The sequence below is a fragment of the Streptomyces sp. NPDC048191 genome, assembly GCF_040652655.1.
Classification (GTDB): Bacteria; Actinomycetota; Actinomycetes; order Streptomycetales; family Streptomycetaceae; genus Streptomyces.
Map to the genome: position 1 here is coordinate 20,879 of NZ_JBEZMO010000015.1, position 15,334 is coordinate 36,212.

Annotated in this window: 15 protein-coding genes and 1 pseudogene; 8 read left to right on the forward strand and 8 right to left on the reverse strand. The window is 68.1% G+C overall.

Annotated features, from left to right (window positions below; genetic code table 11):
• The first annotated feature begins 6 nt into the window (after positions 1-6).
• The 8 genes from AB0D93_RS23710 (at position 7) to AB0D93_RS23745 (ending at position 7,735) form a co-directional block, all read left to right on the forward strand.
• On the forward strand, positions 7-1,752 hold the full coding sequence (locus tag AB0D93_RS23710) for a branched-chain amino acid ABC transporter ATP-binding protein/permease (RefSeq protein ID WP_362122386.1): 1,746 nt from the start codon (positions 7-9) through the stop codon (positions 1,750-1,752).
• Complete coding sequence (locus AB0D93_RS23715) at positions 1,742-2,479, forward strand: ABC transporter ATP-binding protein (RefSeq protein WP_362122388.1); 738 nt, start codon at positions 1,742-1,744, stop codon at positions 2,477-2,479. Before AB0D93_RS23710 ends, AB0D93_RS23715 begins: the two co-directional genes overlap by 11 nt.
• Positions 2,476-3,363: an amidohydrolase family protein gene (locus AB0D93_RS23720; RefSeq protein WP_362122390.1), complete on the forward strand. Its 888-nt coding sequence runs from the start codon at positions 2,476-2,478 to the stop codon at positions 3,361-3,363. The genes AB0D93_RS23715 and AB0D93_RS23720 overlap by 4 nt, the downstream gene beginning before the upstream one ends.
• Complete coding sequence (locus AB0D93_RS23725) at positions 3,360-4,118, forward strand: enoyl-CoA hydratase/isomerase family protein (protein ID WP_362122392.1); 759 nt, start codon at positions 3,360-3,362, stop codon at positions 4,116-4,118. Before AB0D93_RS23720 ends, AB0D93_RS23725 begins: the two co-directional genes overlap by 4 nt.
• A gap of 32 nt (positions 4,119-4,150) precedes the next feature.
• Entirely contained in the window at positions 4,151-4,951 is an 801-nt protein-coding gene (locus AB0D93_RS23730) for an SDR family oxidoreductase (RefSeq protein ID WP_362122394.1), read from the forward strand.
• A gap of 30 nt (positions 4,952-4,981) precedes the next feature.
• Positions 4,982-5,344 carry a cupin domain-containing protein gene (locus tag AB0D93_RS23735; protein ID WP_362122396.1) on the forward strand — a complete coding sequence of 121 codons (363 nt, stop codon included), beginning with the start codon at positions 4,982-4,984 and terminating at the stop codon, positions 5,342-5,344.
• A gap of 142 nt (positions 5,345-5,486) precedes the next feature.
• Positions 5,487-6,704 carry an acyl-CoA dehydrogenase family protein gene (locus AB0D93_RS23740; RefSeq protein ID WP_362122398.1) on the forward strand — a complete coding sequence of 406 codons (1,218 nt, stop codon included), beginning with the start codon at positions 5,487-5,489 and terminating at the stop codon, positions 6,702-6,704.
• Positions 6,701-7,735, forward strand: coding sequence for a phosphotransferase family protein (locus tag AB0D93_RS23745; RefSeq protein WP_362122399.1), 1,035 nt, complete (start codon positions 6,701-6,703; stop codon positions 7,733-7,735). The genes AB0D93_RS23740 and AB0D93_RS23745 overlap by 4 nt, the downstream gene beginning before the upstream one ends.
• A gap of 40 nt (positions 7,736-7,775) precedes the next feature.
• Here the strand turns inward: AB0D93_RS23745 and AB0D93_RS23750 are convergent, their stop codons facing one another.
• The 8 genes and pseudogenes from AB0D93_RS23750 to AB0D93_RS23785 all read right to left on the reverse strand — a co-directional run bounded on the left by AB0D93_RS23750 (position 7,776) and on the right by AB0D93_RS23785 (position 15,020).
• Positions 7,776-8,600, reverse strand: coding sequence for a hypothetical protein (locus tag AB0D93_RS23750; RefSeq protein WP_362122401.1), 825 nt, complete (start codon positions 8,598-8,600; stop codon positions 7,776-7,778).
• A 171-nt stretch (positions 8,601-8,771) separates the two neighbouring features.
• Positions 8,772-9,215 carry a hypothetical protein gene (locus tag AB0D93_RS23755; RefSeq protein ID WP_362122403.1) on the reverse strand — a complete coding sequence of 148 codons (444 nt, stop codon included), beginning with the start codon at positions 9,213-9,215 and terminating at the stop codon, positions 8,772-8,774.
• The gene (locus tag AB0D93_RS23760; RefSeq protein WP_362122404.1) at positions 9,160-9,771 is read right to left on the reverse strand and encodes a 5'/3'-nucleotidase SurE; all 612 of its coding nucleotides are present in this window, start codon (positions 9,769-9,771) and stop codon (positions 9,160-9,162) included. The genes AB0D93_RS23755 and AB0D93_RS23760 overlap by 56 nt, the downstream gene beginning before the upstream one ends.
• 102 nt (positions 9,772-9,873) lie before the next feature.
• Positions 9,874-10,821, reverse strand: a pseudogene (locus tag AB0D93_RS23765) (SDR family NAD(P)-dependent oxidoreductase).
• A gap of 230 nt (positions 10,822-11,051) precedes the next feature.
• Positions 11,052-11,315: a hypothetical protein gene (locus tag AB0D93_RS23770; protein WP_362122406.1), complete on the reverse strand. Its 264-nt coding sequence runs from the start codon at positions 11,313-11,315 to the stop codon at positions 11,052-11,054.
• A gap of 289 nt (positions 11,316-11,604) precedes the next feature.
• Complete coding sequence (locus AB0D93_RS23775; protein ID WP_362122801.1) at positions 11,605-12,171, reverse strand: NAD(P)-binding domain-containing protein; 567 nt, start codon at positions 12,169-12,171, stop codon at positions 11,605-11,607.
• 296 nt (positions 12,172-12,467) lie between these two features.
• Entirely contained in the window at positions 12,468-13,919 is a 1,452-nt protein-coding gene (locus AB0D93_RS23780; RefSeq protein ID WP_362122408.1) for an MFS transporter, read from the reverse strand.
• 213 nt (positions 13,920-14,132) lie between these two features.
• The gene (locus AB0D93_RS23785) at positions 14,133-15,020 is read right to left on the reverse strand and encodes an NAD(P)-binding domain-containing protein (protein WP_362122410.1); all 888 of its coding nucleotides are present in this window, start codon (positions 15,018-15,020) and stop codon (positions 14,133-14,135) included.
• Positions 15,021-15,334 lie beyond the last annotated feature (314 nt).

The following is a 15,334-nucleotide window of genomic DNA, read 5'->3' on the forward strand; positions in this document are numbered from 1 at the left end:
GTGGTCATGGCGGTGTTCAGCGTCGCAGCGGTGCTCTTCGGGCTCACCCAGTCCGGCTACTACCTCCACGTCGGCGTGATCACGTCGCTGTCGATCGTGCTCGCCGTGACCCTCCGCCCCCTCCTCGTCGCTGGTGAGGCGTCGTTCTGCCACGGAAGCTTCTATGCGCTCGGTGCGTACACCGTCGCCATCCTCTCCACCGAGCACGGCTGGAACGTGTGGCTGGCCCTGCCGGCAGCCGGACTCGTGGCCGCTCTCGGTTCCTTGATCATCGGGATTCCGAGTCTCAGGACCACCGGCTCCTACTTCTTCCTGATGACCTTCGGCTTCCTCATCGTCATCACCTCGTTGCTCCAGTACCTCAAGGGACTGACGGGGGGATTCAGCGGGATCGTCGGCATTCCTCAGCCGGAGGGTGTGAGCACCGTCGACGACTTCTACTTCGTCTCTCTCACGTTCGGCCTCTTGGTCGTCGTGGTGTTCACCGCTCTCGACCGCTCCCGTTGGGGGTTGGAGCTGCGGGCCATCGGTGATGCGGCGGACCTCGCGGCGGCGGCCGGTGTCGCCACGTTCCGGCGCAAGCTCTCGGCGTTCGTGCTCGGAGCGTTCGTCGCGGGCGTCGCAGGCGGGCTGTTCGCCTCCTACATGGCGTTCATCGCCCCCGCCACCTTCAGCATGTGGCTCTCGATCTACGTGCTCACCTACGTCATCCTCGGCGGGCGCCGGTACGTGGCCGGCGCGGTCGTGGGAACGCTGATCCTGGGCGCACTTCCCGTCGCCGTGCGCTGGTCCGATGCCTACGTCGGCATCGTCGTGGCCGCGGTGACGCTGTGCATCCTCATGGTGCTGCCGCGGGGTGTGGTGACCGCCGTCATCGAGCGGTTCGGTGCCGGATCCGCCGCCCGGCGAAACGACGTGAGCGATGAGCTGCCGGCGCCTGCTGATCTGCCCCCGCTCATCTCACGGCCGGCGACAAGCGGGCCTGTTCCGACGGTCACCGGTGTCAGCCAGGACTTCGGCGGGGTCAAGGCGCTCACGGACGTGGAATTCACCGTGCAGGCGGGCGAGATCCTCGGCATCATCGGGCCGAACGGCGCCGGAAAGACCACCTTGTTCAACGTGCTGAGCGGTTTCCGGCCGCCGACGTCGGGAGAGGTCGTCCTCTCCGGGCGCTCTCTCACCGGGGTGCCGCCGCACAAGCGCGTCGCCGAAGGGCTCACCCGCACCTTCCAGGGTGCTGCCGCGTTCGACTCGCTCTCGGTGATCGAGAACGTCGTCGTCGGAATCGGGAACGAGAGGAAGTCGGCGCTGTCGACCGCGTTCCGGCCGATCGCGGCGTCGACGGCGGACCTCACCCGGGCCCGTGCGCTCACCCACATCGTCGGCCTCGGCCAGTGGGACAACACGCCGGCCGGATCGCTCCCTTACGGAGCGCGCCGACGCCTGGGTGTCGCCATCGCTCTGGCAACCAACCCGAAAGTCCTGTGCCTCGACGAACCGCTGGCGGGTCTGTCCGATGCCGAAGTCGGGGACATGATCGCGGCGTTGGAGGCCGTCCGGGCCCGGCTCCCCATCACGGTCATTCTGATCGAGCACCGGATCAACGTGATGCTCGAGATCTGCGACCGATTCCTGGCGCTCGACTTCGGGCGTGTCATCGCCATAGGCGACCCGGCCGAGGTGGCGGCGAACCCAGCCGTCGTCGAGGCGTACGTCGGACAGGGAAAGGAGGCGGCCGGTCATGGCGAGTAACGCGATCAGCCTGCGCGGCGTCACGGTCTCCTACGGACAGGGTCCCGCCCTCGATGGCATCGACCTCGACATCGCCGCCGGTGCGACAACAGCCGTCCTCGGCGCGAACGGCGCGGGGAAGACGACCGCACTCAATGTCATCGCGGGCATTCTCAAGCCGACCGCGGGGCGGATCGTCGACTCCACCGGAGCGGAGGTCAAGGGCCGGACCGGCATCATCCGGCCCGGGGTGGCGATGAGCCCCGAGGGCCGGAAGCTCTTCGGGCAGATGACTGTCGAGGAGAACTTGCTCCTCGGCGCCTATGGCCTGCGTGATCCTCGGCCGAACAAGGACAAGATGGCCGAGATATTCGACATGTTTCCGCGGGTCGCGGAACGGCGCCGGCAAGCGGCCGGGACCCTCAGCGGGGGCGAGCAGCAGATGGTGGCGATCGGCCGCGCTCTGATGCGTGAGCCCGACCTCCTTCTGCTCGACGAGCCGACCCTCGGCCTCTCGCCGCGGATCGCGGGCATCGTCGCAGACATGATCGCCCGCATCGCCGCCGACGGTCTCACCGTCGTCCTGGTCGAACAGGACGCGGCCGTCGCACTGGCGCTGGCGAAACGGGCCTACGTCCTCGTCAACGGCCGTATCGGGATTTCCGGTGAGGCGCGTGACATGGATCCGAGGGAAATCCTCAACACCTATTTCGAAACGGATGCAAGATCAGGAGCTCAAACGACATGAACGCACGCTATATCGACTTTCGAATCCGGCCCGCGGACGAGGCGACGAGCGTCGACTTCGAGGGCACGGACAGCGAGGGTTACACCCGGGTCTACGGAAAAGAGTTCACGGGCGGTCGGTCCCTGACCCACCTGATCGCCGAAATGGAGAAGCACGACGTCATCGGCGTCATGCAGGCGGAGTGGGAGGCAGGCGACCCCGTCGCCGTCAACGAACAGGTCCACCGCGCCGTCACGGCGTACCCCGATCGTCTGGTGGCCGGCATCGCGACCACCGATCCCCGGCTTCCCAACGCGCTCGACATCCTGAAGCACGCTCACGACGATCTCGGTCTCCGTGGCTGGAACTTCCAGCCTGGCTTCCTCAAGGTCGCCGCGAACCACCCGATCGCGGCGCCGCTGCTGAAGTACTGCCAGGAGAACGGGCACCCCGTCACCGTGCACAGCGGCATCAACTTCAGTGAGACCGGGCCCATTTCGTTCGGTCACCCCTCGGCCCTGTGCGAGATCGCGTGCGCCTACCCGGGGCTCGTGATCGTCGCGAGCCACGGTGGCTGGCCGTGGGTCACGGAGACGCTGGCGGTGCTCTGGAAGCACCGCAATGTCTACGCCGACTTCGGAGCAGTGGCCCCCAAGCGGATGGTGGGACCGAAGGGCGGCTGGGAGCCGGTCGCTCACTGGATGAACACCATGGTCTCCGACCAGGTCCTCATGGCCAGCGACTGGCCCATGATGCGCCACGAACGGCTCATCCCGGAGCTCGACTACCTCCAGCTGAGCGAGGAGTCGTACGACAAGTACACGCGCGGGAACGCCGCCCGCCTCATCGACTCGATCTGGGGGACCCGCCTCGTCGATCACCTCAAGACAGGAGCCACCTCATGACTGCACGTGACCTGATAGCGGAGAGCGCCGACGGCGTGCTGACCCTCACGCTGAACCGGCCGGAACGGCTCAACGCACTCAGCGACGACATGCTCGACGGGCTCGTCGAGCAGCTTCGGACGGTCGAGCAGTACACCGTCGCCGTCATCATCCGTGGCGCCGGACGTGCCTTCTGCAGCGGGCACGACCTCAAGCACGCCGCCGCTCAAGGGCGCCTCAACACCGTCAGCGCCCGAGCCGTGGCCCAGCGCATGCAGCGCGTGGCACACGCGATGCGTGAGTGCAGCGTGCCGATCATCACGCAGGTGCACGGCTACGCGATCGGCGGCGGGGCCGAGATCGCGCTCAGCGGTGACATCGTGATCGTCGCCGAGGAGTGTGTCTTCCAGTTCACCGAGGCGTCGGTCGGGCGCGTCGTCACCAACGGTTTCACCAACCTGCTGCCCAAGACCGTCGGACCGGTGCGCGCGAAGTCCCTCCTGCTGATGGGACGGCCCCTGAGCGGAACAGAGGCCGCGTCATGGGGGCTGGTGACGGAGGCAGTTCCCGGAACCGGCCTGGAGATCGCTGTGAACAGTGCGATCCAGGTGCTCGGCGAACAGTCCAGGTGGGCGGTCGGCGCCGCCAAGAACCTGGTCAACCGAGGCTTGCAGGCGAGCTTCGAGGCCACGATCGATCTGGAGATCGGGGCGGCGATCGAAGCCGAGCTGGGTGCCGACGCCGAATCCGGCGCGCAGTCCTTCGCACGCACCTGACCAAAACTCCCCCACGAGAAAGAGCGAGATCAATGCCAGTCAGCAACGCCCTGGAGCCCGACGAGATCGGCCCCGGAATGTTCGACCTCACCGGCCGACGGATCCTCGTGACCGGAGCCTCCAAGGGTCTCGGACGGCAACTCGCCGTCGGCTGCGCTTCGTTCGGCGCCACGGTCGCGTGTGTCGCGCGGAGCGAGAACAAGTTGAAGGAGACGAAGGCGCTGGTCGAAGCCGCAGGCGGCAACGCCTTCGTCTATTCCACGGATCTGTCCGACCCCGAGTCCATCACCGCGACCGTCGCTTCGGTCGCGCAGGACCTCGGCGGGATCGACGTCCTCGTCAACAACGCTGCCGACGACCACGACTCCCCGATCGAGGACACGTCCCGCGAGACCTGGCAGCGTGTCATCGACCTCAACAACCGGTCGGTGTTCCTTCTCTGTCAGGCCGCGGCGCCGCACCTGCAGAACTCCGGCGGCTACGGCAAGGTGATCAACATCGCCTCGATCCTCGCCAGCGTCGGCCTCCGGGACAACACCGCGTACATCATGTCCAAGCACGCGGTCGTTGGCCTGACGAAGGCTCTCGCCCTGGAGTGGGCGCGTAAGGGCGTCCAGGTGAACGCCCTGTGCCCAGGCTTCCTGGTCACGGACATGACCGCACACTCCGTGAACGACGAGGCGTCCAGCCGCTGGATCATCCAGCGCACCCCGATGGGGCGCTGGGGGCAGACCACCGACTTCGTGGGCGCGGCCGTGTTCCTCGCGTCCCGGGCCTCCGACTTCATGACCGGACAGTCGATGTACGTCGACGGCGGCTGGACCGCCCAGTAGGCCACCCGATCGCACAGTAAGGAGAACGAGATGAGTGAGGAACTGAAGCCCCAGCTCGCGCCGAGGGTCGAGAAGTACGTCATCGAGAACGGTCCCATGACCGTCGAGATGCGCACGCAGAAGACGGGTCTGTCCCAGCTCGGGGGCGGGATCGCCCGCTTCGACAAGGGTGGGGCGACCGCGCCCTGGAAGCTGCCGTACGAGGAGGTCATGTGCGTCCTCACTGGAACCCTGAGGCTCACGTTCGGTGACGAGGTACTCGAAGCCGGCCCCGGCGATGTCGTGACCATCCCGAGGGGTGTCGAGGTCATCTACGAGGGTGAAGCCGGGACGACCGGGTTCTACGCGCTCACTCCCGCCGACTGGTACCGCGAGTACCCGAACGGCCTCTGATCCGCGCATCAGGATGCGCTGAGACCGGTAAGGCCATCAGCCACCCGGGGACGGCACGGCGCTACGTCAGGCCGCGCCGCCCCCGGGATGGTCTCCCGGCACCACTTACTCGACACAACATTCGTAAGCCACTGAGGTGATCATGACTGTCGATCTCACGCCCGACCCCGGCGTGGCGGACCTCGCCCAGCGCACCGCCCGCTTCATCCGAGAGACCGTGCTGCCCCTGGAGGAACAACACAAGGGCGTCGCCCGCACGGAGGCCCTACGGGTGGAGCTGCAGCGCGGGGCGAAGGCGGCGGGTGTCTTCGCGCCCCATGTCGCGGCTGGACTCGGCGGTCACGGACTGGACATGCGCGGCAGAGCCGCGGTGTTCGAAGAAGCGGGATACTCGCTTCTCGGCCCGCTGGCGCTGAACATCGCAGCCCCCGACGAGGGCAACATGCATCTGCTGGAGGCCGTCGCGACCCCCGAGCAGCGCGAGCGCTATCTGCGGCCGCTCGCCGCCGGGGAGATCCGGTCGTGCTTCGCGATGACCGAACCGGCACCCGGCGCCGGATCGGACCCGAACGCGCTGACGACACGCGCCGAGAGGGTACCCGGCGGCTGGCGCATCGACGGCCGCAAGTGGTTCATCACCGGTGCCGATGGCGCCGGTTTCGCGATCGTCATGGCACGGACGTCCGGCGAACCAGGCGACCGCGGCGGCGCGACCATGTTTCTCGTCGGCTGCGACAACCCGGGGATGAAGACCGTCCGGCACATCGAGACTCTCGACGAGAGCCTCTTCGGCGGTCACATCGAGCTGCTCTTCGACGGCTGCTTCGTGTCCGACGACGCTGTCCTGGGAGAGGTGGACGAGGGCTTCCGGTACGCGCAGGTCCGGCTGGGCCCCGCTCGGATGACCCACTGCATGCGGTGGCTGGGAATCGCCCGCCACGCCCAGGACATCGCGGTGGCTCGTGCCGCGGAGCGGGAGCTGTTCGGTTCGCGGCTGGCCGAACTCGGCATGGTCCAGCAGATGATCGCCGACAACGAGATCGACATCGCTGCCGCACGCGGTCTGATCCTGCAGGCGTGCTGGGAACTCGATCAGGGCCGCTCGGCCGCCCAGTCGACCTCGATCGCAAAGACATTCAGCGCCGAGGCCATCTGGCGCGTGGTCGACCGATCGCTGCAGATCTGCGGTTCGCTCGGGGTGTCCGGGGACGCGCTGCTCGGACGCTTCCTGCGGGAGGTGCGGCCGTTCCGCATCTACGACGGCCCCTCCGAGACGCACCGATGGGCGATCGCCCGCCGGGTCGTACGGCGGTACGACAGCGGCGCCGGCAGCCGGGGCGGCAAGGGCGGTGCGTCATGAGCGCCGCCGCCCGGAGCAGTGTGGACGGCCTCGACCTGGCCGCCCTGATCCCGTTCTTCCACGACCATGTCCCCGGCTTTCGCGGCGAACTCTCGGCTTCCTTGATCCAGGGCGGTCGATCCAACCTCACCTATCGGGTCACGGACGGCCAGGCCATCTGGGTCCTGCGCCGCCCGCCCCTGGGCGGCCTCACTCCCTCCGCACACGACATGGGGCGCGAGTACAAGGTCATTTCCGCGCTCGCCGGCAGCGGTGTTCCGGTGCCCCGTGCGGTCGCCTGCGGCGACGCGTCTGTCATGGGTGTGCCGTTCTCTCTGGTCGAGTACGTGGGGGGCAGGGTCATCCGCACTCCCGAGCAGCTTCACACCCTGACGGACCAGCAGATCACCGACTGTGCCTACGCCCTGGTGGACGTCCTCGCCGGCCTGCACGCCGTCGATCCCGTTGCCATCGGGCTCACGGGCTTCGGCCGTCCCGAGGGTTATCTCTCCCGGCAGATCGAGCGCTGGTACGACCAGTGGACCCGGGTCCGCACCCGCGACCTCGCCGACATCGACACCTTGCACGCACGGCTCGCCGCCGCCTGCCCACCCGAGGCCGGAGCGTCCATCGTCCACGGCGACTTCCGCATCGACAACGCCATCCTCGCCCCGCACGACCCGTCGCACGTGCGCGCCCTGGTGGACTGGGAGATGGCCACACTCGGCGATCCGCTCGCCGACCTCGGTCTGCACCTTGTGTACACCGATCCCGCTTTCGCCCCTGTGCTGGCCGGTGCCGCGGCCTCGACCAGTGAGCGCCTGCCGACGAGGGCCGAACTCGCGGGCCGTTACGCGAAGGCGAGCGGGCGCGACCTGGACCGCCTGGACTTCTACCTGGCACTCGGCTACTTCAAGATCGCGGTCATCGCGGAGGGCATTCATGCCCGCCACCTCCAGGGGCTGACCCGAGGCGCCGGTTTCGACGCCGTCGGCGAGGCGCCCGGCCCTCTGGCCGCCGCCGGGCTGCGCGCACTCGCGCACGGCGCGTGAGCGAGAACACGATGCCCGCGTGGGTATTGGTGGAGCCGGGTCAGGCCAGTCCCGCGATGCGCGCCAGCGCTTCGTCCACCGACAGCCGTCGGAAGCTCTCCCTGCGTACGGCGCCGTCGGCGCGTGCGGCCTGGGCACGCGCGCGGGCAAGCTCGACCCTCTTCTGCTCTGGCACCTCGCCCGCGCGCGTTTTGACCCGCTCGACCCAGCGGTGGGTGTCCTCGGGGCGGTCGAAGCCGACCCTGATTCCAGCCAGCTCGTCGACGCCAAGTGCCAGCACCTGCTGCGCGCCGGCCAGAGGGTTGAGCGTGAAATCGGCGTTCTCTTCGGCCCGTGGGTCGAGCGAGCGGAGTACGACATCAGCGGCCGTCACGCAACCGCTGGGGTCGTACGCGAAGCAGGAGGCGATCCGGTCATGGGCGCTCTGCTGCTCCGCCCAGGTGCTGGGGCCTTCCTCGAGCCTGGCGACGTCGCCGACCGAGACGTCGGGCACGGCCAGCCGGGTGACGGCGTGCGTGTTCACCGCGGTCAGGATGTCGACCGGGTTCCGTGTCGGGATGACCACCTCCTTGCGGGGCGGCCAGAAGTCGAAGGCGCTGTGGTCGCCGAGGGGACCCCCGACGTGGAGTGCGTAGATCTCGGGGTACGCGGGTGCCTTGCCCCGCCTTTCCGGTCGCACGTCGTAGAACGCCGCGATGGCGGCCTGGATCAGCAGGCTGGCACCGAGCGCGCCCAGCGGACGGTCGATGAGGATGCCGAACCGGTCGTCCGGTGTCCAGCTGGGGAAGAGCCCTGCCAGGTCCGTGTCCTCACCGCCGATGAGGTACTGGAAGCTCGAAGGCTTCAGCTGTGTGGCCGTGTGCATCGCGATTGTCCTTCCGTCGCAAGTCGAATTCGGTCTCGTCGTTGACGAGACCCCAGTCCAAGTCGGTCCCTCGTTTGGGTTGTTACGGGAGGGGGCGACCGAAGGCGCTCGCCCCCGAACACACTCGTGGGACGAGCGCTCGCGCCGCAGACAGGCGGGAACCTCCACCTGTCAGTTCATAGCCTTCACCAGCGTCGTGACGAAGGAGAGGTCCTGGCCGATACGCGTCGCCGAGAGATCGCCGTCGAGCGGGGTGATCGTCGCGTAGCCGTCCTTCAGTAGCTTGTAGTCGACATCGCTCCTGTCCGAGCCGGCGTTCTTGGCGGAGATCTCGTAGTTGCCGTAGTCCCGAAGCGTGTAGGTGGTCGGGAAGGGGTCCATGGTGTCCAGCTTCGCTGCCTTCACTCCCTCGAACTCGTCGAACGGGTAATTGACATTGAGGCCGAGGCCCTTGGGCAGGAGCCTCTGGCAGTCCGCGGATGACTCCTGCAGGGTGCGCAGGAGCGTGACCACGAAGGCCGCCGTGCCCTCGAAGTCCAGCGGATTCGTGTCGTTCCAGTCATAGTCCCAAGGGGCCTCGGAGCTGACAGCGATCGACGAGACCCCGCGGTCCATGGCGGTGGTTGCCGCACCGACAGTCGGAATGGTTGGTGACGCGCGAGGTGTTCTGTCCGTAGTTGGTACCCGACACGACGACATCCGGGTACCGGTCGGCGGGGAGCGTGTAGAGCGCGAACGCCACAGCGTCGGTGGGGGAACCGTCGACGGCGAGGATGTCGTCATCGGTTGCCACCGGGTGGGTCACCTCGAGCACCTCGCCGTACGCGATCCGGGAGCTCATGCCGGATTGGTTCTTCAGCGGGGCGACCATCGTCACCCGGTTGCCGGCGGCCTTGAGCGCTGTGTAGACGGCCTGGATTCCGGGTGCCGACCAACCGTCGTCGTTCGTCAGGAGCACATCGAGCGGTCCCCTGCAGCTCGGGCGCGCCTCTGCTGCGGTGGCATGGCTCTCCATGCCCGTCGCGACGGCAACGGATGGTCCGGCCACGCCCAGTGCGGCCAGGCTGAGCGCGAGGCAGGCGATCCTGCTTCGTCGATCCATCATGTGTTCTCCGATCTCGGGGCGAAGGCGTCCGCTGCTTGGATGGGTTTCTCTCGCGATGTCGCGCACGGCGCTGCCGAGGCACCGTGCGGCAGGGACGAGTTGCGTGCCTCGCTCGGCTTCGAGTGGCCGTGTCGCGAGCACAACGGCTGGTCGTCCCGCAACGGGGCCTTAGGCTGATCCGCTCGCAGCGGGGGCCTCGGTTCGCGCTCGGCCCGCTGCGGCATCGACGGGGAACAGCTTGTGCTCCATCCAGGCCGTGAGCCTGGGCACCGATTTGGGAGCAATGCGGGCTAGGTAATCGAGCATCCGGGCGTCCATTCCCACCAAGATGCGTGGTCTGCCGGAGGCAACGCCATTCAGGATGATCTTGGCTGCCTGGTCGGGCGGCATACGAAGCAACTTCTCGTTGAAGGTATTGAGGCGTTGGACGTGGCGCTCGGTGAGGCCGACGCCACTCGAACGAGCTCGTTCAAGAGCGCTGGTAGCGATGCCGGTCGACACCCCTCCTGGATGGACCACCGTGACACGGACGGGGAGACCAGCGGCGAGCAGGCCCGCGCGTACCGATTCGGTGAACCCGCGCACGGCGAACTTGCTTGTGGCGTAGGCGCTGTTCGCCGGTTGGGCGAGGAATCCGTCGATACTCGAGATGTTCACCAGGTGGCCGTCGCCGGACTCGATGAGGTGCAGGAGGAAGGCCTTCGTCCCGTTGATCACGCCTCACAGGTTGACGCCGAGAACAGCATCGTAGACGGCCAAGCTGACGTCGAAGCCGTCGACGGCGGGAGCAATGCCTGCGTTGTTGACGAGCAGATGCACGGTCTTGTAGTGGGCCACGACCTCCTTGCTGTAGGCGTCCATCGCCGTTCGGTCGGAAACGTCGACGCGTGCGGTATGCACCGGCACCCCGTGGGCCGCGGCGAGGTCGGCGGTCTCGGCCAGGCCGCGCTCGTCCACGTCGCAGATGGTCAGGCGCGCACCACGCTTGGCAAGGCCGACTGCTAGCGCGCGCCCGATGCCTGATCCCGCTCCGGTGATCACGGCGATTCGACCGTTGCACTGACGCATGAGGACTCTATTGATGAGGGGGTGCGGGTCGCGCCTCAGACGAGTCATCCACCCGAGGCCTCGACCAGGCCGGGCCTCGTCGCTCCAGTCGCGGACCACGGACTCGGCGCGAGAGAACCGGCGTTCCAGGCGGCGCGGACGTCTCGCGCCTCGTGGCGAACCGCAGCTCGTCGGGGGCGTATGCGGCGCCGGTCTCGGGCGGGCGGGCCGCCAAGGTCGTCGGTGGCGCTGAGGATCAGTGGATTTCCCATGGGCCGCGTAGCCCCCGGCGTAGAGGCTCAGCCGCCGGTGCGCGCCACCTTCGTGAGGGCGAAGAAGCCGAGTTCTCCGAGGCCGGCCCTCTCGGCCTCGTTCAGGTTCTCCCCGGCGGCCTCGAGCAGCCGGACCTTGAAGCCCGCGGCCCGTATGACGTCGAGCGCGGCGCGGCAGCCCACGGCGTATGCGTTCAGATGGGCGGTGTCGGTCTCGTGCTGGTCGCTCGCGATCGCGGTGACCGACTCCTTCGCCATGGCGGCGAAGGTCTGGCCGGCCATCTCGCTCAACGCGTTGAGGGTCTCCGGGGCGACGCCCTGGTCCAGGGCGTAGGTCGCCGCCTCGACCGTTCAGCGCCGGCGAGAAGAACGCGCCGATGATGGTGGCATCGAGCACGCTGGCGGCCTTGACGTCGCCTGACACCCGTGCCGAGTAAGGGCCCGTCGCCATCAGGGTCTGCTCGTGCTCGACCCACGCCTTTGATGAGCCCGAGTAGAGGACCAGGCCCTCCTCGGTGCCGATCTGCTGCGGGTAGCAGAGAATCGCGCCGTCGAGGTACGGAACGCCGCGCTCGCCGGCCTAGGCCTGCAGCACCTCGGCCTCTGTCGGGCTGCCGGTGCCGATGTTGACCAGCGTGATGCCGGTCCAGTCGGTGACGCCCGCGAGCGCCTCACGCGTCGTGTCGTACGTCGAGGTGCAGGCGACCACCAGCTTCGAGGACCGCACGGTCTCGTCGATGTCCTGGATCGGGCTCACTCCGTCGGGCGCGAGGGCCTCGGCCTTGGCCGGGGAGCGGTTCCACGCGGCCGTCTTGCTGCTCTTCGCGGCGAAGTTGCGGGCCAGCGCGGCGCCCATCAGTCCGCAGCCGAGCACGGCCACGTCGTACGTCTTGGTTCCTGTGGTGTCAGACCAGTGCGTTTCCTCTCTGTCGAGGGAAGGTGCGACGGACGGTCGTCGGGAGGCGCGCGGCCGAGGCGGACTGGGAGCGAGCCACTCGAGCTCGCGGATGTCTCGTTGCGTGGGGCGGCTCGGACGTACCTCCGAGCCGCTGAGCGAGACCAGCCTCGACGTCGTATGTGTCCTGGAGATCCATGCGATGGCGGGGACCGAACACTCCGGCGTAGAAACGGATACGCGCACGGTCATGTCGTCGCGGTTCCCGGTCGGGCTCGCTGAAGGTGACCATTGGGGACGTTTCGAGGGATCGTGGCCTTCGAGCACCTGCACCTGGAGCCGCTCTTGTCCCGTGCGCGCCCTTGTCGCCGGGCTCGACGCCGCGGTCGGCCAGCAGTCCGGCGACTTGGTTCGTCTTGGCGTTCACCTCGGCTTAGGTGAGCCTGGTTCCGCCCAGCACCAGTGCGTCCCGGTCCGGGTAGCGGCGGTGCTGTCTTCGACGAGCGAAGCGAGATCGAGCACGATGTTCCGTGCGTCGGCGGGGCGGCTTACGCCGCCTGCGCCATCAGGGCTTTGAACGCGCCCGGGTGGCGGGCGGAGGACACGGATGTCGCGGCGAGAATGCCGACCATGTAGACGGCGGAGACGAGGTATCCCACGGTGTAGAGGTGGGGCTGCGGCACTCCGGGGACCTGGGGGATGTAGGCGAGGGACAGGACGATCGTGTTGACGGCGGCGCCGAAAGCGGCGCCGATCATCATCACCGTCGCCGGGATGCCGGCGGCCATCCCGGCCTGGTCCTCGGACACCACCAGCTGCGGAATCGCGAACGAGCCGCTGTAGCCGGCGCGGGTCCCGAGGCCGACGACGGCCGAGCCGACGAGGTACTGCCACGTGTGGTCGTGGGCGAACGCGAGCCACACGAGTCCGAGGCCGCACAGCGCCGCGCCCGCGGCCAGGATGACGCCGGGGCGTCCCTGCTGCACCATGCGTTCCGCCGCCTTGCCGCTGATGAACATGGTCAGCGCGAACGGCAGCATGAGCAGGCTCGTCCCGAGCGCGTCGGTGCCCAGGCCGTATCCGACCGCGGCCGGGGTCTGGGTGTAGTAGGTGACCAGCAGCACGAAGGCCGCGTCGACGGCGCCGAACAGGAAGGAGGCCACGCAGGCCGTCGTGGCGTACGGCCGCTTCAGCATCGCGAGGTCGAAGACCGGGGCGGTCGACCGGCGCTGCGCCAGAACCCAGGCGACTCCGGCGACGACTCCGATGCCAAGGAGCAGGTAGCACACGTTGCCCCAGATACTGACCTGAGCCATCGCGAGCAGCACCAGCGTCAACCAGGCGATCATCCACACCGTTCCCCACACGCCGATCCGCGCCGAGGAGGCGGGGCGCGAGCGCGGAACCACCACCACAAGTGCCGCCGTGGTCACCGCGAACGCCGCTGCCAGTATGTAGAAGAAGGTCGACAGCGACAGATACTTCACCGACATGCCGCCGCCCACCATGCCGGCCACGACCCCGGTTCCGGTGGCCATGATCAGGACGCTGACCGCGGTGGCTACCGAGGACCCGGAGAGATGGCGGCGCAGGAAGCCGACCGGGAGCATCTGCGCCGCGCTGCCGAAGCCGAGCATGGCCGACCCGACGATCAGCGCCGGGTACGAGTCGCCGATGGCGGGGATCAGCGCGCCCGCCGTGAGTAGGACGCCGGACCACAGGAGCATCGTGCGGTCGTCGACGACGTCCTGCAGGCGAGGTATGAGCACGAAGCCGGCGCCGCTGCCCAGCAACATCGCAGTGAGGACCCAGGTCGCCGCCGAGACGCCGACGGCGAAGTGGCTCTGCATCAGGGGCAGCAGAGGCCCCAGCATGAAGTTGACCGCGATGGTCACCGTGCACAGCAGCGCGGAGACGCCGATCAGCGGGCCTCGCCTGCCCGTAGCCTGGGCTGCAACGCCTGTTCCTGCGCTGAGCGCTGTGTCGTTCGTTCTTGCCATCGTGATTCACTCTCGTTCGGGATGGGGCGCCGTCGCCACCGGCTGAGCCCGGTCGCGCCGACGTGTGAGGGGGGTCTCAAGGTGCGCGGTAGGGCCTCAACGCGGCTAGGACAGGGCTGGCGCAACTTGCGGGTGGCCGCGGTGCACCGTGCACCACATCTGTGCGTAGCTGAACTGCTACTGGTTGTGTCCGGACGCGTGCCTGTCGACACGTCACTGCGCGTCTGGCCTGGTCAAGACCTGGCATTGCGCGGAAAACGCGAGTTCGGCGAGCCCGGCCCGCTCGGCGAGGTCGAGATTCTCGACGGCCGCCCCGATCAGCCGGCCAGGGTGTCCCGCGGCACGCAGGGCGGTCAGCGTGGCCCGGGCGGCCTCGCCGAAGGTCCTCACTGTCGCCTGATCGGTCTCGTGGGCGTCGCGCGCGATCGCAGTCGCCGTCTCCGGCGTCACTGCCTCGAGAAGGGCGATTGCCTGCGCTGCAGTCGAAGCCAACGCCCTCGGGGGCAATCCCTGATCGATCGCATAGGTCGCTGCCTCGACGTAGGCGCTCAGCGCAGCGATGAAGAACGCGCCGAGCATGCCCGCCCCCAGGACCCCGGCGCCGCGCACCTCGTCGGAAACGTGCTGTGACGCGCCGCCGAGGTTCACGAGGATGTCCTTGTGCTCCTCCCAGAGTGCGGCCGGCCCGGACACGACGACCATGCCGCGGGGAGAGCCGATGTCGCTGGGGTAGCAGGCGATGAACCCGTCGAGGTAGGCAGCGCCTCGCTCGCCGGCCCATCGCGCCATTTCCTCGGCTTCGTCGGGCGATCCGCTGACCAGATTGACCAACGTGGTGGTGTCCCAGCTGGTGACTGGCTGGAGAGCCGCTCGCGTGCTCTCGTAGCTGTTGGTGCAGGCGATGGCGATCCTCGATGCTTGCACCGCTTCGTCGAGGGAAACCGCGGGAGAGACCCCCGAGTCGGCAAGCGCGAGAGCCCGCTCCGGCGAGCGGTTCCACGCGGCCACCGAATGACCCCGCCCTGCGAGGGTTCTCGAGAGTGCGGCTCCCATCAGCCCACAGCCGATGACCACCACGTCGTACTTCTTCGCGCCGCCCATGAATCCATTCCTTTCGATGACTTGCCAAGTCGCTTGTCACTGCCGGCCGATGCGGGCGTACACCAACGCCCCGTACAACGCCACGAACATGCCGACGACGGCGTTACCGCCGGTGAAGTGCACGCCGATGTTCGTCGTTGCCATCACCAGAGTCACCACGACTCCGAAGGTGGCGAGTGTGGGCGCCACGAGCCGGCGCCAGACGGCCGTCTCGTCCGGCTGGAGGTGGTCGAGCTAGACGCTGCCCTTTTGCGATGAACACGCACAAACCGCCTGGATTCTCGAGGTGTCGCGACATCTTGATGAATCCGACT